General features: G+C 45.7%; 15 protein-coding genes. 5 read left to right on the forward strand and 10 right to left on the reverse strand.

Annotated features, from left to right (window positions below; translation table 11 throughout):
- Positions 1 to 46: 46 nt before the first annotated feature.
- The 10 genes from LPY66_RS20205 to LPY66_RS20250 form a co-directional block, all read right to left on the reverse strand.
- Entirely contained in the window at positions 47 to 1,237 is a 1,191-nt protein-coding gene (locus LPY66_RS20205) for a phosphoglycerate kinase (RefSeq protein ID WP_337986032.1), read from the reverse strand.
- A gap of 281 nt (positions 1,238 to 1,518) precedes the next feature.
- Positions 1,519 to 2,982: a TrkH family potassium uptake protein gene (locus LPY66_RS20210; protein ID WP_337986033.1), complete on the reverse strand. Its 1,464-nt coding sequence runs from the start codon at positions 2,980 to 2,982 to the stop codon at positions 1,519 to 1,521.
- A gap of 16 nt (positions 2,983 to 2,998) precedes the next feature.
- Positions 2,999 to 4,330, reverse strand: a complete 1,332-nt coding sequence (gene trkA, locus LPY66_RS20215) for a Trk system potassium transporter TrkA (RefSeq protein WP_337986034.1) — start codon at positions 4,328 to 4,330, stop codon at positions 2,999 to 3,001.
- A 110-nt stretch (positions 4,331 to 4,440) separates the two neighbouring features.
- Positions 4,441 to 6,069: a Na/Pi cotransporter family protein gene (locus LPY66_RS20220; protein WP_337986035.1), complete on the reverse strand. Its 1,629-nt coding sequence runs from the start codon at positions 6,067 to 6,069 to the stop codon at positions 4,441 to 4,443.
- Positions 6,070 to 6,144: 75 nt separating this feature from the next.
- Positions 6,145 to 7,089, reverse strand: coding sequence for a DNA-binding protein WhiA (gene whiA, locus LPY66_RS20225; RefSeq protein ID WP_337986036.1), 945 nt, complete (start codon positions 7,087 to 7,089; stop codon positions 6,145 to 6,147).
- Between the two features lie 32 nt (positions 7,090 to 7,121).
- Positions 7,122 to 8,492, reverse strand: coding sequence for a gluconeogenesis factor YvcK family protein (locus LPY66_RS20230; RefSeq protein WP_337986037.1), 1,371 nt, complete (start codon positions 8,490 to 8,492; stop codon positions 7,122 to 7,124).
- A 69-nt stretch (positions 8,493 to 8,561) separates the two neighbouring features.
- Positions 8,562 to 9,428, reverse strand: coding sequence for an RNase adapter RapZ (gene rapZ, locus LPY66_RS20235; RefSeq protein WP_337986038.1), 867 nt, complete (start codon positions 9,426 to 9,428; stop codon positions 8,562 to 8,564).
- Positions 9,429 to 9,483: 55 nt separating this feature from the next.
- A complete protein-coding gene (locus LPY66_RS20240) occupies positions 9,484 to 10,680 on the reverse strand; it encodes a carbohydrate ABC transporter substrate-binding protein (protein ID WP_337986039.1) in 1,197 nt (398 codons plus the stop codon).
- Positions 10,681 to 10,755: 75 nt separating this feature from the next.
- On the reverse strand, positions 10,756 to 12,618 hold the full coding sequence (locus LPY66_RS20245) for a B12-binding domain-containing radical SAM protein (RefSeq protein WP_337986040.1): 1,863 nt from the start codon (positions 12,616 to 12,618) through the stop codon (positions 10,756 to 10,758).
- 46 nt (positions 12,619 to 12,664) lie between these two features.
- Positions 12,665 to 13,465 (reverse strand): Cof-type HAD-IIB family hydrolase, encoded by an 801-nt coding sequence (locus tag LPY66_RS20250; RefSeq protein ID WP_337986041.1) that lies wholly within the window; start codon positions 13,463 to 13,465, stop codon positions 12,665 to 12,667.
- 160 nt (positions 13,466 to 13,625) lie between these two features.
- Here LPY66_RS20250 and LPY66_RS20255 point away from each other — a divergent pair, with 160 nt between their 5' ends.
- The 5 genes from LPY66_RS20255 (at position 13,626) to LPY66_RS20275 (ending at position 18,797) form a co-directional block, all read left to right on the forward strand.
- On the forward strand, positions 13,626 to 14,735 hold the full coding sequence (locus LPY66_RS20255; protein WP_337986042.1) for a sensor histidine kinase: 1,110 nt from the start codon (positions 13,626 to 13,628) through the stop codon (positions 14,733 to 14,735).
- 7 nt (positions 14,736 to 14,742) lie between these two features.
- Positions 14,743 to 15,387 (forward strand): response regulator transcription factor, encoded by a 645-nt coding sequence (locus tag LPY66_RS20260; RefSeq protein ID WP_337986043.1) that lies wholly within the window; start codon positions 14,743 to 14,745, stop codon positions 15,385 to 15,387.
- Positions 15,388 to 15,573: 186 nt separating this feature from the next.
- Positions 15,574 to 16,512, forward strand: coding sequence for an ABC transporter ATP-binding protein (locus LPY66_RS20265; protein WP_337986044.1), 939 nt, complete (start codon positions 15,574 to 15,576; stop codon positions 16,510 to 16,512).
- Between the two features lie 14 nt (positions 16,513 to 16,526).
- Complete coding sequence (locus tag LPY66_RS20270; RefSeq protein ID WP_337986045.1) at positions 16,527 to 17,651, forward strand: ABC transporter permease; 1,125 nt, start codon at positions 16,527 to 16,529, stop codon at positions 17,649 to 17,651.
- Positions 17,652 to 18,797 carry an ABC transporter permease gene (locus LPY66_RS20275; RefSeq protein ID WP_337986046.1) on the forward strand — a complete coding sequence of 382 codons (1,146 nt, stop codon included), beginning with the start codon at positions 17,652 to 17,654 and terminating at the stop codon, positions 18,795 to 18,797.
- Positions 18,798 to 18,862 lie beyond the last annotated feature (65 nt).

Below are 18,862 nucleotides of genomic sequence, written 5' to 3' on the forward strand. Positions count from 1 at the left end.
AATGCGGCTTATAGCCTCCTATTTTTAATAATCCAACCCGTATAGTCTATTCGTTTTTGTCTTTCAATATTGCCACCCCGGGGAGCGTTTTTCCTTCCAGAAATTCCAGGGAGGCACCCCCGCCCGTCGAAATATGCGTCATTTTTTCAGCGACACCTACTTTTTCTACCGCGGCGACAGAATCACCGCCGCCGATGATCGTTGTCCCTGTGCATTCAGCCATAGCCTGGGCAATCTGTTCAGTCCCACGTGCGAAATTATCCATTTCGAATACACCCATTGGACCGTTCCAAATAACGGTTTGAGCCGCAAGCACTGTGTCAGCAAAGCTCTTGGCGCTTGCCGGGCCGATGTCGAGCGCCATCTCATCTGCCTGAATAGCATTGACTTCTGCAACTCTAAAGGGTGCATCCGCTTTAAACTCCCGGGTCACAACAACATCAGCGGGAAGCATCAGCTTAACACCACGTTGCTCAGCTTGTCGGATAAGTTCAGCCGCTAAGTCGATTTTATCCGGTTCAATCAATGATTTACCCACCTCAAAGCCCTGCGCTTTGAGAAAGGTATTGGCCATACCGCCGCCAATGATCAGCGCATCCACTTTTTTCAGCAAATTGTCGATGACCCCGATTTTATCGCTGACTTTGGCTCCGCCAATGATTGCCGCAAACGGTCTATTTGGATTGCTCAGCGCCTGACCTAATATATCGAGTTCCTTCTTCATCAGGAATCCGGCGTAAGCCGGTATATATTTAGCGATTCCCTCCGTTGATGCATGCGCGCGATGTGCGGCCCCGAAGGCATCGTTGACATAAATGTCAGCCAAATCAGCCAGACTGCGGGCAAAATCAGGATCATTTTTTTCTTCCTCAGCATGATACCTGACATTCTCCAAGATCAGAATCTGCCCATCTCTGAGTCCGTCCGCCAGGACTTTGACTTCAGTGCCAACGCAATCCGGAGCCATCTGCACGTCCTGCTGAAGCAGTTGACTTAAATGTCCAGCCACCGGTGCCAGAGAATATCTGGGATCGACCTTGCCTTTCGGACGCCCCAGATGAGAAGCCAGAATCACTCTGGCCCCGTTATCAACAAGGTGCTTTACTGTCGGTAAAGCGGCACGAATCCGCGTGTCATCCGTAATAACCTGCTGATCATCCATGGGAACATTGAAGTCAACGCGAACAAAGACGCGTTCTCCTTTGACTGCTATCTCATCGATACCCATTTTGTCCATTTGATTTCCTCCTAAATACCCCTTAACTTCGAGGAATAGTTTAGTTTACCTTAGCACCCGCTATCTTATTCCGGACGCCAAACATGTTCATTCGAACACACATAAGTCCTTTTGTGTTCTAATTTTAACATATTTTTGTTTATTTGAGCATATTTTTTTAATTCAAATCTCGTTACTTATCGTCATTGAAGGATAAATTAGAGATATATCCGAAAGGATTACTTCTTTCTGATACGAAGAAAACCGGCTGCTTTGCCGGTTTTTGGTTTATAATTATATCTCTATTTCATTTTATTTGTCCTTTTCACCCGCCAAAAATCCGGCTGTAAAAATACGAGTAATGTAAACAGTTCCAGTCTTCCCAACAACATGAGAACGGTTAATACCCCTTTAGCAAATGGATGCAACGAAGCATAAGTATACATTGGACCGACAACCCCAAATCCCGGACCAATACTGCTCAATGTGGCAATCGATGCCGACATGGCGTCAAACGGTTCAAGTCCGGTGCCGGCCACAAGAAGCGAGCCCAGCGCAAAGGTCAAAAAATAGACAAAGAAAAAACGTCCGACGTTGGTCAGAACGGAACTATCCACGACACGATCCTGCACAACGATATTGACGACAAGACGAGGGTGAATGGCCTGTTTAAGCTGGGCCAGGCCCATTTTAACCAGCAACAGGATCCTGGACACTTTAATCCCACCGGCTGTGGACCCGGCAGACGCCCCAATGAACATCAGAAAAAACAAGACCATCTTAGCAATCCCCGGCCACTGATCGAAGTCTGTCGAGGCAAAACCGGTGGTGGTCATGATCGATGCCGTCTGAAAAACAGAATCCCTTAGTGCAGGCCCCGAGCTTACCCCCTGCTGAATGACCAGCGATGCAGCAATGATGACGATAGAGATCGAAACTATCAATAAGTAACACTTCAATTCTGCATCGCGCAAGGGCTTAAGGGATCGCTGCTTCCAAACCTGAATAAATAGACTGAAGTTTGATCCGGCAATTAACATAAACCCTGCTGTAATCAACTCGATCGGAATTGAATTATACGCCTCGATACTTGCTGTACGCGTAGAGAAACCACCGGTAGCCATTGTCGCAAACGCATGGTTGATAGCATCAAATAAAGACATCCCTGCCGCTAATAATAGCAAGACATTGATAACGGTCAGCCCAAAGTATATGCGCCAAAGAATTGTCGCCGTATCCTTAATTCTTGGAACAATTTTATCATCGATGGGTCCCGGCGTTTCCGAATAAAAGATGCGGGCATTTCCAATCCCCAAGTTTGGCAGCAGGACAATAAACATGACAATGATACCCATCCCGCCGATCCAGTGGAGCAGGCTTCGCCAAAGGAGAATACTGCGCGGCAGTAATTCCAAATCGGTTAAAACACTGGCTCCGGTCGTTGTCAGCCCGGAAACCGTTTCAAACAGGGCATCGATATACGTGGGAACCACCCCGGAAATAATAAATGGCAATGCACCGAACAAAGAGGCAAATATCCAGGCTCCGCCGACAACGGCAAAGCTGTCCCGCACCCCGATCTTGCCATCAATTTTGCCATGAAAAAACATTATGGCACCGACAAGGGCAGTAATCAGCAAAGAAATAAGAAAAGACCACATAGCTGTTTCTCTATAAAACAGTGCAACCATAAGCGGGATGGCTATCGTTACACTGAACGCCATCAAAAGCCTTCCCAAGATATTTTCCAGCAGTGTCACGTTCATTTGATGTGAATCTCCGTTAAAAGAATTTATTGATTTTATTCATCATATCGGGAAGTGAGAAAACAACAATGTTATCACCCGGTTCCAATATGGAATCGCCTTTGGGGATATAGACCTGTCCCTTATGTAATACAGCCCCAATCAGACATTCACGCGGAAACTTGATTTCCTTCAACTTGCGATTGGCTGCTTTTGATGTTGGAGTGACTAGAATTTCCATAGCCTGAGCTTTAGCACCTTCCAATAAGGCAACAGAAATAAACTTGCCCCTGCGTACCTGACTCAGAATAAACCCGGCTGTAATAATTCGCGGCGACAAGACCGAATCGACACCCACCTTCTCCATGAGCGGGATATACTCGGTCCGTCCTACCCGGCAAATTGTCTTTTGAGCACCCATATCCTTGGCCATCAATGCCAGCAGAAGATTCAGCTTGTCGTCATCTGTTAGGCAGACGACAGCGTCAGAATCGCCAACTCCCTCATCCACCAGGAGCTCCAAGTCGGTTCCTTCTCCACAATAGACACTGCCTTTTTTCAGATGCTTCGCCAGGGATTGACAGCGTTCCGGGTTTTTATCGATGACTTTAACAACCATCCCTGCTTTTTCCAGAAGCGTTGCGAGACTTCGGCCTATTCGCCCTGCTCCGATGATCATGACCTTTTTGACCGGACCCATTTTTTGCGTAAAGTCATTCTGTACTGCTTCCAAAGAAAGCGGATCACCTACCAAAAATACATTGTCATTTGGCATAAGCACATCCGACCCATGAGGAATAATCATCTTATTCCTGCGTAGTATGCCTGCAATCAACATATTTGGCGGAAGATCCAATTGCGAAATCGGCATATGGGTATGCGGTGATTCTGGGTGAATCCGGATTTCCAACAGACGGATTCTGCCATTAGCAAACTCTTCAACTTCCAACGCTGTTGGTATGAATAAAATTCTGCTGATTTCCACCGCGGTGATTTGTTCCGGATTAATGGTTAAATCAATGCCCAATGACCGGTGAAATTCCGATTCTTCTTTCCCTATATATTCAATATTACGAATACGGGCAATTGTTTGTTCGATCCCTGCCTGTTTGGCAGCCATACAGGCTACCATATTGACCTCATCGCTGTCCGTCACCGCAATCATCAAATCCGCTGCGCGAACATACGGATTCATCAGCACCCGGGGACTCGCACCGTTACCTTGGATCGTCATGACATCGAGATTACTCTGAATGATATGGCGTCGCGCTTCATCTTCTTCGATCACAACGACATCATGGTCTTCTTCAACAAGGTATTGCGCAAGGGTAAAACCAACCTTGCCAGCCCCGACAATGACAACTTTCACTTCAATGTTCCTCCGGTTATGATCGTTAAACCTACTGCCATCTATAGCGAATGAAATATTGAATATCATACCATATAGAGTGAAAATAGCAAGAAAATAATTGAAATAGGCTACCCATTCTGCAAGGTCTTGGCGATCCGGACAATATGTTCATTGATCTTATAAAACCAGTTATCAAGGTCGAGGATTGCCTTTTGAACCTCGTCAGCGTCTACTGATACGGAATTCCCGGCGCCCTTCTGCATACCGCAGACAACACCGTTTTGGATGAGATTATAACTCTCTATAATCCGCTCCTGATTAGCAAAGATTTTCTCTGCCAAGTCCTTTTCACCTCGGTTTAACAGAGGAAGGAGCGTCAAAAAATTCTCGGAAACAAGAATATACAATTCCCCCATCCGGTCGATATCATCATCGTGTATGGTCATTTTTTCGGAATGGATCCGCCCTCCTAATCTGGCCATAACCACCAAGCTGTCGGCCAGATATTCCAATTCTTTTATAATAAGTTGGTAACTATGACTGGCTACAATTTGCTCCCGCGTCAGATCACGCCGATATAGATCCTTAATAAATTTGGACAGCTCTTCATAATGCCAGTCTACTTCCCGTTCTGTACGCTCCAGCTCAGCGATGACTTTCGTATCTCCGGTAAAAATCAATCGGGGCAAAAGCTGAAACATATTTTCCAAAATCCGGTTGCCTAGCCACCGGATTTCCTGCCTGACCTGATTAAGTGCAACTTCCGGTAATTCCAAAGCAGACCGTGACAGATAAATGAGCTGCTGTCTTTCTTCCCGTTTCCGCTGGGGTACCCACTTAAGCAACGCTCGCGTTAAATATTTGTTTAACGGCAAAAATAAAACGACCATAAAAATGGCTGAGAAAAGATGGGTATTAGCGACTTGCCTTGGGAAATCGGCTGTTGTCCACTGAACAAAGAGAGCGACGTATTTGAAAAAGGGCAGCAGGATAATGGCAGCAGCGATACGGTAGATGCTATTGGCAACGGCAACCCGAACCGCATCGGTTCTCTCGGAACTCAACGAGGAAAAGAGCGTTGTCATCGTTCCCCCGATGTGTGCGCCCATAACCAGCGGAATGATAGCTTCAATTGTCAAAAGCCCATTCGTTGACAGAGAAATCAGGATAGCAAGAAACGCAGCGCTGCTTTGCAGCAGTGTCGTTATTAAAATACTGACGATAATACCCAACAGCGGAATAACTCCCAGCTGAGTAAGAAAGTCGCCGACCAGCGGCGACGTCTTAAGTCCAGCGAAAGCGCCGGATAAAAAAGACATGCCAACAAAAATACAGCCAAAACCGATAAACGCCTGGCCAATGCTTTTCGTGAGCGGTGTCCGCACGATGAGCAATAAAATAAAGCCGATAAACAAGAGAAACAGAGAGAAGTTTAAAATTGGAAATGAAATCAACTGGATAACGATCGATGTCCCAACGGCGGATCCTAAAACGACGCCAAGTGCTTGCGTCAATGACATGAAACCGGAATTGACGAACTCGACAATCATAACGGTAGTGGCTGTACTGCTCTGTAAAGCAACCGTCATAACAATTCCAAATAAGGAGGCCGCCCACGGTTTTTTTGTCAGTGAAGCTAATATGCTTTTTAATCGATTTGCCGCAATTTTCTGGAGTCCATCGGACGTGACATTAACACCATACAAGAAAAGGCCCAGTCCTCCCAGAAAATGCATTGCCATAGTAATATACGACATGAACCCTCCGCTACGTTGACTAAACATAAGCAGATATAAAAGAACGCTATACTTAGTTTTACACCTATTATATACCTATAATGTTTTTTTATCGGTAATTATCTTCTCGGCGATTTCCTCAATTTTACGCAAGCGGTGATTGACCCCCGACTTCCCGACCTTTGGGCTTAAGCTCTCGCCCAGCTCTTTAAGTGTATAGTCCGGATATTCAAGACGCATCCGAGCAATATCCTGTAGGTTTTCCGGCAGCGCTTTCAGTCCGATCGTCCTGTCAATCAGCCGGATCTTCTCCAACTGTCGGACTGCGGCATCCACGGTTTTATTCAGGTTGGCCGTTTCACAATTGACGATGCGGTTGACTTGATTACGCATACCTTTGATGATGCGAATATTTTCAAACTCAAATAAGGCCTGATGCGCACCGATCAAAGCCAAAAACTCCACAATATGCTCGCTTTCTTTTAAATAAACAACGTGAAAGTTCTTCCGGGTACTGACCTTTGCTTTAAGATTAAACTTATTAAGCAAGTCGCTCAAATCAGCGGCCAAAACAGAATCATTGGTGATGATCTCAAGATGGTAATTGCCTTCCGGGTTGCTGATTGAACCTCCTGCCAGAAAAGCTCCTCTTAAATAGGCTTTTTGGTCACATTTTCTTTTAATCAAATTTTTATCAATCCCGGCTTGTATCTCCCCGTTTTCATTAAACAGACCGAGCCGCTGCAAATCACTGATTTCTCTCGGGTAGATTTTGACCAGATAAGAATTGTTCTTTTTCAGCCGTAATTTACGCCTAACAACAATATCTGCAGGAAGTTTCAGCAACCCCTTCGTCAAGTTGTATATTTTTCTGGCTACCGGTGCACTTTCTGTAATTACATTCAGTGAATGCTTTTGATTCGTGCTGATTTGCAATGTCCCATCCATGCGGATGAGCGAAGCTAATTCTGCCAGTTCACAGCAGGGTTTTTGTCCCCCCAGCCGGGCAAGTTCCTCTTTCGTTGCGGCACTAAACGACATACGATCAACTCCGATTTCCTTACAGCTTGACGTTACATGTTAATGTTCTTTAATTTTCGGTTTAAGAGATAAGAATCGACCATCGCGACACGTTCGTTGACAGGTTTTAAGAAGAAAAGGATACGCAGCAGTTCCTTAGCTAACTTCTCTGGGTCATGCCGAACAACATCCCCACCGGTATAAAAGTCGTTCTCAAAATACCGGACTCCCAGCTTGGCAACGGCGGACGCGTCATTGCGTACTTGTTCTGCACCTTCAGCCAAATAACGGGACAATACTGGCTGTGAAATACTTTCCTTAGCAGCGAGTACAGCATCTATCAGACCTGTTCCGCCATGTTCGATGATCGCTCTCAAATGATCAGCTACGGAGTAATGATCCGTTTCCCCAGGTTCGGTCATGATATTGCATATATATAAGCAAGGTGCCTTGGCTGCGACAATCTTGTCGCGCAGCCCTTTAATCAAAAGATTCGGGATGACGCTGGTATATAAGCTACCCGGTCCTAAGATGATCAGGTCGGCATCGCCAATAGCGTTTAATGCTCCGGGCAGCGGCTCACAGTCCGGTGGTGATATGTTTAAATACTTGATCTTGCCCGGTGTCGTTCGAATCGCTGTCTCCCCGTTGATTGACCGTCCATCCTCAAAATAAGCGTTTAATGTTACCGGAGACAATGTTGATGGATATACCTCTCCTTTTAAGGCAAAAACCTTGCCAACTTGTTCGATCCCCTTTTGAAAATCGCCATACCGTCCGGCCAAACCGGCTAAAAAAAGGTTCCCTAAACTATGCCCTTCCAACGTTCCGCTGTTAAAACGATACGAGAAAAGGTCTTCCATAACATCTTCTTTTTCAGCCAAGGCAACTAAGCAGCTGCGTATATCGCCGGGAGGCAAGACCCCTAACTCCCGGCGCAGCCGTCCGGAGCTTCCGCCATCATCTCCTACGGTCACTATGGCGGTCAAATTACTGGTATATTCCTTTAGCCCTTGAAGCAGTGCGGATAACCCTGTACCTCCGCCAATTACAACGACCCGCGGACCCCGTTTAAGCTGCCGTCGCGAATAAATGACATCCAAGATCCGTTCCTCATTATCGGGAATAAGTACCGATATGATGGAGCCAATCATCCTTTTAAGTCCGATAAATATGAATACCGCGCCAATCAGGACAATTACAATCCCCGCAGGTATGACCGACGCTGTCCTATCCCCTGCCAGGTTAGTAATACTTTGCCTCAGCGCATGCTCCAAGAATCCCAGGGCATTACCCGAGCTAATAACGGCAAAACCGCTGGCTACCAAAAATATTCCCAGGGCAGCAAGCATAAAATACCTTTTTACACCGAGATTGGGATAGAACCATTTGCACATCTCAAAAAGCTTTTCTTTTACTTTCATAATCTACCTTCCTGGCGCCAGTCCAAGATCCTCTATCAATAGATATGATTCAAAACTGCCAAATACGACCTATTGGATATCCCGATGGTTAACGACGCAGGAATAATGATGGGTTCTTAAAAATTCAGCTGTCTTTTCAGTAACAGCAACGGATCGATGCTGTCCCCCGGTACACCCAATTCCAATGACCAGGTGGCTTTTTCCTTCCTTGAGATACAAGGGCAATATATATTCAAGCATGGCAAAAAACCGTTTAATAAACTCTTCGGTGGTTGGATTGGAAAGAACGAAATCACGTACGGGTGTATCCTTGCCGTTCATTGGTTTTAGCTCCTCCAGATAGTACGGATTTGGCAGAAAACGGACATCAATAATCGTATCCGCATCTAAAGGAATGCCGTATTTAAAGCCGAAGGAGACAACAGAAACCGACATTCTGGCCGGATCGTAGTCCTTGCCAAAAAGATTCCTGATTTTTTCTTTCATTTGCGACACGGTTAGATCAGAGCTGTCAATTATTTTATTGGCTTTGCCTCTCAAATCGGCGAGGAATTCTCTTTCTTTATGAATACCTTCCAACACATTGCCCTTTGGTGAAACAGGGTGTCTGCGCCGAGATTCCTTGTAGCGATTCACCAGTACATCATCCGACGCTTCCAAAAAGAGGATCTCATACTTGTACCCGGCTGATTCCAAATCGTTGAGTGCCTGGTTCAATGACGAGAAGAAATCGCCGACCCGCAAATCGCAGACAATGGCCGCTTTGTCGATTTTGCCTTGGGATTGGGCACACAGATCAACAAATTTTTCGATGAGGGTTGGCGGAAGGTTATCCACACAGAAAAAACCCAGGTCCTCCATACTCTGCAACGCCTGTGTCTTTCCGGCCCCCGAAAAGCCTGTTATGATAACCAGATTCAATGATATTCCTTTCATCGCCTTACCCTCCATTATGACAAAAATCATGCTGACAATCGCGTTTTGTTTAAACCTACTTTTGGATCTGATCGTTTACTTTAACAGCTGCTTCCTGGACACGTCGCAATTCATTGGCAGTATTTGCTCCACTGTTGATATTTGTCCAGGCATCGGCTAACAGCTGATAATATTTCCAGTCATAGCGGCTGCCTTCCAGGTAAAACGCATTTTGCAGTGATACCCCCACTTCCGCTTGAAACCGTGATGGCTGTGCCGCCGCGGTATAGTAGTCACTGGCGGCCGGCAACCCTGCGACCGCCGAAAAAGCCTCTTGTTCCGAAGTTGATGTGATCAATTCTTCTTCCACTAAGCGAATCGCGCTTTCCATCTCAGGCACTGTTTTGATCAAAGAATTCGCTATCCCGATAGTATTGCTTAGTAGTGGTTGTCCCTTATCTCCAAGCAGCGTGTATAAAGCAATACAGTCTGTATTTTTACTGAGAGCGGAAATTTTCTCCATATCACTGCCCAAGGCGAGTAAGTATGGAATCTCGCCTTCTTTAAACTTATCCCATGCCGTATTATCGACCACCAGTCGTCCCTCTTTTTTCAATCCGTTTATTTTATTAAAGAAGGTCAGATTAGCCGCGGAATCCAAAGCGGGAACGCCATTTGCAGAGAGCATTCCGCCCTCTGCGATCCACCAGGGACTAAGGAGATCCAAGCTGGCAGTGGACGCGGCGATAATACCCTTCTTTTCAATAATATCCGTAATGCTTGCCGGAGCTGTTTTTATTCTATCCGTACGATAATATAACAGCGGTACATCAGTCAGCCATGATGCGGCAAAGGCCTGTTTATTAAAGATAAACACCGCTTTGGCTGAAGGATATAGTGATTCCGTATCCGCCAATACCGGGGATATCATTCCTTTTTCATAGATTGAGAACAGGATCTGGCGCCGGGCAATGATGATTTCCGGTCCCTCTCCCCCTGCCTGATAATTATAGACACGTTGAACGAATCCGGACTCTGAGAATTTTTCGCTCTTGACCCGGACTTCAGGAAATTCGTTATTGATACGTGCAAATTGTTTAAGCAGTGCTTGTTCTTGCTGGCCTTGCAGCGAATACCATACGGTCACCGTGACTGGCGCATCCCCACCGGGTTCTCCTGGCGACGGCCCCCCGGAACAGCCTGTAAGAACCGTCACAGCGAGCACGATACAAAGCAGGCAAACATTGATTTTTTTCCTATACTGCGTTTTCATTTAAGGCGTATCCCTTCTCTGTCGGCGGATATGCCGCTGGTCAAACGGTCATATCATTTCCTCTATTCTAATCGTTTAGCGGTAAAGTTTCAAATAGTGTTCAATGAGCGTTATGGGGTTATCGATCTTATAGAAATATGTTTGCTTCCCAGGATAGACAAACAGGTACCAGCAACCGGTTTCTGTTGTATTCAGCGTTTCAACAGCAGACGGCACCTCCCAACGGAAATAGGCCACCGCTGTCGCCCGGGCCCACTGGCGCTTATCCATTGCCTCGATCTCAGGGATCACTGTCCGCCATAATGGATCATTCCGTATGGCTTCCTTCAATTGGTTGGATTCAATAAGCTCTTTTGTCATTGCTGCCTCTTCCTCACGAAGAAGGTAATCCGGTAATTGTCCCGGTCGACCATCCCGATAGTAATCAAAGCGCAGTGCATCCTTCCAAATTAACTGTCCGTCGTGATCGTTTGACTGAAATCGCCGATAGGTACCGGGATATTTCAGCATAAAATCCCAGAGCTTTTCGAAGAGGGCTTTGGAACTCCATTCTTGCCTGAACCAACCTTTACAGCTCCAATACCGGGAAAAGTCGTGATAAAAACTAAACGGATCCGCAGCTCGTTTTTCATCTTTTAATATCAATTCGAGAACGTATTTAAATCTTCCCGAATTATAATACTTCTCTAGGATATCCTCCAGTTTGCTGAGATCAAGCATTTCCTGATGGGTCATATGCGCGGTTTCCAAAATAGTGTAAGGCGGTTCCGGGCAGAACTTCAGGCGATAGACCGCACTCTTCTCCCGGATCTCCGACCCCTTCAGCACTTTCAGGAAACCGAGCTGGAGATGGTTCGGTTTCGCCTCATATACCGAATTAAAAGAGTCCCGAAATTTTTCCCAAGCCTCATAAGGGAGACCGGCAATCAAATCCAGATGAACCGGAATGCCGCATTTTTCTTGTAAATAGCGAACGCGATGCTTCCAGTCTTCAAATCGCTGGGCTCGCCTTACCGCTTTTAACGTCGGAGGATAAGTAGACTGTACTCCGATTTCTAATTGGATCATCCCTGCCGGATAATCAGCGAGATAAGCCAGCCACTCCTCATCCAGCAAATCACCGTCCATCTCGCAGTGCGCACGGGGAATAGATATTCCCTTGATCTTTTCCGCTTCCTGCCTGAAAATATTCAAAATGGCAAACGCATGCGGTTTATCGGCATTAAACGTCCTGTCAACGAATTTAATTGTCGAAGCACCTCCGGCCAATAACTGACGCAAAACAGGCCTTAAATGCTCAGGCTCCATATAGCGCACCCCTTGAAAGGTTGAAGACAGGCAGAACGCGCAATTATTTGGGCAGCCTCTGCTTGACTCCACATAGACCAGCCTTCCGCGGAAATCCGACTCACCCCCATAGGGATTCGGCAGACAAAGAGAATAATTGGCAGGCCCTGTTGCACCTTGCTTCCTGCCAGAATGAGCTGCTTCCCCATTGTGTAAGCGCCATACAATGCCCTGTATCGCATCGGACGGTGCTTCATCTACCCATGACTTGATTAAATTCGGCAGAGTGATTTCACCCTCTCCGATCACGATGGCATCCAATTCAGGGTATCGATCTAAAATATTCGCAGCGTCAAAGGAAACCTCAGGCCCTCCGGCAACGAAGCGAACATCGGGCATAACCGGCCGCAGCCGTCTCACTAAAGCCAAAATCGACGTAATGTTCCAGATATAGCAGGAAAAACCGAGGATATCCGGCTTTTCTTCAAATATTTCCCCTGCTATCTTTTCCAGCTGATCATTGATGGAAAACTCACGGATTTGAACATCCCAATCCGCTCTGCCCTCTCCCCTTAATACTTCTCTTAAGTATCGAACAGCTAGATTGGTATGGACATAGCGGGCATTTAACGCCACCAACAATATCTTCACTTACCTTACCCTCTTGCTTTCCCAGTAGTTTTTTTTGGCGTCAGTGTTACTTTAATGCAAACCTCTCAATCGCATGAGCTACCCCATTTTCTTGATTGGACAGGGTAACATAATCGGCAATTTCCTTCAGTTCTTCAAGCGCGTTGCCCATGGCGACGCCGGTACCGGCATAACAGATCATTTCCATATCATTATGGTTATCCCCAATCGCCATCACTTCTTCCGGAAGGATGCCGAGCTGTTCAGCCAAAACCTTCAACGCGTTACCTTTATTAACAGATTTTTCGATAATATCCATATAATGCGCCCGAGACGTCGTAAAATGCAGACGATCAGCATAGAGCCTGCTGACTTCTTCCGTTGCGGTCATTAAAGCGTGTTCTTCACCAATGCATTGGATTTTATCCGCACCCTCCGGTTCGTTTTCCAACAAGGCCACCAGATCGGTGGTGATGATTCTAATACCCGTCATCTTTTCATACGCTTCGGAATGCTGATTAGCCCTATACGTATACACATTATCTTTTATAAAAACCTGGGTATGGATCTCCTTTGGATATAGGCGGCGGACAATCTCTGCTCCCAGGGCCGGGGGAATCACTTTACGGTATATGATCTCCGCATTGCCGGCTTGTTCGATTAAAGCCCCGTTATACGTGATGATCGGTACATCCAAACACAGTTCCCGGGCATGCTTCCTTGCGGAAAAAGCCATCCTCCCCGTAGCCAGCGTCACTTTGACCCCTTGAGCGACGGCCCGGCGAACCGCCTCTTTATTCTCTTCAGAAATGCAGCCTTCATCGTTAAGCAATGTATCATCAAGATCCATAGCAATGAGCTTGATCATGATTTTCAACTCCTTTTGACATCGCAGTCTCACTCTTTACCCCTCTCATTATACCATAGACGAAAGCGAATTAATTTCGTGATATCTCCTCTGTTGACATCCATTTATTTAAATTGATAGTATAATTTAAAGGATAGATAATGGAGCAGAGGTTACGCTTGTGACGAATTGGCTGTTAGGTACGAAATTACTCTTGATTGCTTATATGATCATGTGCTTTGTCCTCAGAGGAACAGCCCAAATCGCACTGGTCGTGTTATGTCTTCTCCTCTATATTATCTTCAGTATGTTATTCTTGTTCCCTAAGAAAGTCTGGCAGAAGAGAGCTTCTCTGTCAGCAGGTATTTTAACGCTCATAATAGCCGCCATTTGGGTAAATGATCTCTTCATCTTTTTACTGCCGTTAACGATTTTGGAGCTTTTTGACCAGTTTTATCAGCATGCCCGGTTCACATTGATCCCTGACGGCCTCGTTGTTTTTTTTCTGCCCGCTGATCTCGTTCCGGAGTATCTGCTGATTAGCGTGATGAGCATTCTTATTTTTACCTTAGCGCTGGGATCATACAGCCGGATTAATACGCTCTCCACCGATAATGACAGCTTAAGAGAAAAAAACGATCGTCTCTATCATCGACTTCAAAGCAGTACGGAATATGAAAATCAGGTCAAGTATATGACGCAGTTGGAAGAGAGGAATGCACTGGCTCAAAATATCCATGACAAGCTTGGACATGTTCTTGCCGGCAGCCTTATCCAGCTGGAAGCGGCTGCCGTGCTGATGGATAAAGATATACCGACATCTCAACACATGGTTAGAAATATTGTTCAGGTTCTGAAAGACGGTATGTCCGACATACGCTCCACGTTACGAGCAATCAAACCGGCTCCTGAGCAGTTGGGGATCAACCGTTTAAAAACAGTGGTAGATGAATTCGCGCACAACAGCCCGATTCAGGTACACTTGAACTATTCCGGGAATTTGGATCGTATCACCCATTGGCAGTGGAAAATAATCCTTGACAATGTGACCGAGAGTTTGACCAATGCCCTTAAATATTCTTCCGCGAACGATGTGAAAATCACCGTTGACGTCATGAACAAACTGATCAAGCTCGAAATAAAGGATAACGGCATTGGCTCAGTGTCTATTAAAAAAGGACTGGGCATTAAAGGCATGGAAGAAAGAAGTGAAAACAACGGCGGCAAGCTCTTAGTTGACGGTTCCAACGGGTTTTCCGTCATCACATTATTACCGGTTAAAGGAGATTAGAAAACGTATGGCAATTCGAATTCTCATCGCCGACGATGACGCATTGATACGCGAGGGTCTGAAAATCATCCTTCAGAATGATGAACGTTTTGAGGTCATCGCCTGCGTCGAAACCGGCTTACAAGCTGTGCAGTGCTGCGAAAAGGAGTCTGTTGATGTCGTTTTGCTCGATGTCCGGATGCCCATTATGGACGGACTTCAAGCATCAAAAGAAATATCTTTAAAGACCTCGGCTAAACCATTAATCCTGACCACATTTGACGATGATGATTTTATTTTTTCAGCCGTCAAAAATGGCTCCCGGGGCTACCTCCTCAAAAACAATGACCCGAGCAAGCTGATGGATGCCATTAAAACAGTTTATGACGGCGGAATCGTGATGCAGGACGTAGCGATGGAAAAAATACGGGAGGGATTAACTCTCAGCCAGGATTCTCGGCCAAAGATAGCCGAGCATGTATTTACCGACCGCGAATGGGATATCGTCAAACTCATTTCCAAGGGCTTAAGCAACCGGGATATTGCCGGTGAGCTTTTCATGTCCGAAGGCACTATTAAGAATTATATCAGCGCTATTCTGGCTAAAACAGGGCTTAAACACAGGACACAAATCGCCATATACTACCTGACCGGCCTGAAGCAAGACTCCTGACCCAAAACAGCCGGAATTACTCCCGTTGAAATAAATGACTTTCGTCATATCACGCAGTGACCTTTTGTACTAACACGAGGTCGCTTTTTTGATTACAATAAAATCAATTCATGATGTTGCCCATGATGAAAGCCAACGCATCGTGACGTACGTGATTATAGACCGTGGATGAAGGAGTGTTGTGTTATGAATATCCTGAAAATGGATCACATTACCAAGAAGTTCGGAGATGTTATTGCTGTCGATAATATGACCCTGAACCTTCCCGCAGGGGAAATATTCGGCTTATTAGGACCTAACGGCGCCGGGAAAAGCACGGCAATCAATCTGATCATCGGCTTATTGACCCCCAACAAGGGCAGTATTGAGATACTTGGCCAGAATAGCCGGGAAAATAAAGTTTTTGCTAAGAAAAACATCGGGATTGTTCCTCAGGACATTGCCATCTATGAAGACCTGACCTGTATGGAAAATGTTAAATTTTTTGCCGGCTTATACGGTTTGCGGGGTGCCTCCCTGACCAAAGCTGCTAAGGAAGCACTTGAATTTACCGGGTTAAGCGATAATGCCAAAGGTTACCCTAAAAGCTTTTCCGGCGGCATGAAACGGCGTCTGAATATTGCCTGCGCTATCGCCCATCACCCGAAACTCCTTATTATGGACGAACCAACGGTAGGCATCGATCCCCAGTCTCGCAATCATATCTTGCAATCCGTCAAACGATTGAATGCCATGGGCTGTTCCATCATCTATACGAGCCACTATATGGAGGAAGTAGAAGAAGTGTGTTCGTCAATTGCTATTATGGATCACGGAAAAGTGATCGCCATGGGAACGAAGGATGAGCTTAAAGCCCTCATCAGTGACTCAAATACGATTTGGATCACAGTCAATGACGACCTCTTCCGTGTGAAAGAAGATGCGCTTAAAACCATCCCCGGCGTCCGTCAGATAGATGTTGAAGAGAATACGATCAAAATAAGTTCTGCGAGAGAGGTGAATAACCTCGATAAGATCATCTGCTATTTTACCGAAAACAGCATCCCGATCAAAAGTGTTGAAAGCAAGGTCCCTGACCTTGAAACCGTTTTCTTATCTCTGACCGGCCGCAGTCTTCGAGACTAGGGGGGAGTGGAACAATGAGGTTATTATCAATTATCCGAAAAGAATTCATCCAAAATATCAGAAATACGAAAGCCAATATTATGATGATCCTATTTCCGATCGTTTTGATTACCATACTGGGAGCTGCTTTTTCCACTGCATTTTCTAACGATATCGCGCTGGACAATGTCAAGGTTCTTTATACCATCAACGGTGACCAGGAACTTTCCTCAAGCTTCAAAGGTTTTCTGGATGATTTGCACAACGAGGTCGGAATCACCTTTACTGAAGCAAAGAATAAAGATGCAGCGATCAGCAGTATCAAGAACACGGAATTCTCCTGTTATATTAACTTGACAGAGGATCCACAGAAAATAGAAATTATTAAGAACGCACGCTTTAACTTTGAGGCGAATTTGGTAGAGTCTCTTGTTAAGTCCTTTGCTTCCCGATACGAAGCCATCAGTCAAATTGCCCAAAATAATCCCTCTGTTCTGCCCTCCGTTTTGAGCAACCCCGCCATGGACTTTGTGAAGATACAATCATTGGATAAGAAACGACAGCCCGGTGCTCTTGACTATTATGCCGTCACCATGCTGACACTCATCTTGATGTACGCATCGCAATCGGGATTTTGGTCTATTAAAACAGAAAAAAGCTATAAAACTGGCAACAGAATGCTCTGCGCACCGGTCAACCGCATGGAGATATTGGCAGGCAAAACATTGGGCTCTATCTTTGTGACTGTTCTTCAGGGAACAATCGTCCTCCTGTTTAGTACGTATGCGCTGAAAGCGTATTGGGGAACAGATATTCCAACCATCTTCCTAATCATCATCTCTGAGGCTATTCTTGCCGTGAGCTTGGGTACCGGTATTGCTTATCTCATACACAATGACGGTGCAGGCAATGCCATTCTGAATATTATTGTCCCCGTTCTGGTCTTCCTTGGCGGCGGATATTTCCAATTACCCGAGTCCAGCTCGGTTTTACAAAAAATCACCGCAATATCACCGATAAAATGGACCAATGATGCGCTCTTCCGAGTCATCTATGATAAGGACTATACTTATGTTATCGCGGCGATTGCGGTCAATCTCTTGGCGGCAGCACTATTCTTGGGTATCGCTGCTCTGTTTTCCAAAAAGGAGGCGGTATAATTGAAAAACCTATGGTTAATCATGCAAAATACACTTAAAATTACCTTTCGAAAAAAGGGGAATATCATTGTTTATCTGCTTCTTCCCCTACTGGGAATCATGGTTTCCCAAGGCCTATATGCCGGCGCAAAATCCGGTTCTATGCCTATTGCTCTCAATGATCAGGATCAGAGTGTTTTGTCACAATACCTCCTGAGTGAAACGGAAAAGACCGGCAACTATCACATCGTCCAACTCGATAACAACGCAATCAAGGATCACCTCTTAGATCAACGCATTCGTGCCGAAATCATCATCCCTGCCGGTTATGCGCAAAGCATCTTGGCCATGTCTCCCCAAAAAATTGAAATTGTTTCTCTCAAGGGACAGGATACGACCATCTGGCTGGAGCAGTTCTATAATTTGCAGACACGCAATCTTGCCGATCTGGCGGTTGCGTCAGGCGGAGATCCCGCAGGTTTCAATACGATTTTTGAAGCATACAAGGATAATGCGTTAGCCGTACAGGATGTGGCGGTTCAAGACGAAAGTATCAGCAAAAGTATTACTTTAGAAAGTATGGGCTTCCTCCTATTGTTTGTTATGCTGGGTAGCGGATTTACCTCCATGCTGATTCTCAATGAAAAGAAATCACGCACGTATTACCGAATTTGCTCCAGCCCGGTTACTGCGAAAGCCTATCTAGGAGCAAACACACTGAGCAGCATGATCATCATCTCCATCCAGGCACTTATCATTATCCTGGCGTTAGCCTATGCTTTTCACGTCGAAACCTTTGTTCCGGGTTATATCCTCTTTATCATCCTCTTCTTATTTGGCTTGGTTTCGATTGGGATTGGCCTGGTCACAACTGTCTTCTCCTCTTCATCGTACATGGCGGGAACGCTTTCGACCTTGATCGTCACCCCGACGTGCCTCATCGGCGGCTGTTTCTGGCCTGTTTATCTGATGCCGGATATCATGCAGAAAATTGCCCATTTTACCCCGCAATGGTGGGCACTCGATGCGATTCAGCGCATTCAGTCCGGCAAGGAGCTGACAGATATCCTGATCAATATCGCCATATTACTTGGTTTTGCTGCGGCCTTGTTCTTAATTGCCGTCTTCCGATTTGCCCGGGAAGAAAATATTCAGAAGTTCGTTTAGATGGGCTAAGCTTACCACGCTGTTTTTATCTGGTGGAGTTTTTTTCGATGCGCTCATGGTTTATT

Origin of the sequence: Dehalobacter sp. DCM, from assembly GCF_024972775.1 — a bacterium.
Taxonomy (GTDB): domain Bacteria; phylum Bacillota; class Desulfitobacteriia; order Desulfitobacteriales; family Syntrophobotulaceae; genus Dehalobacter.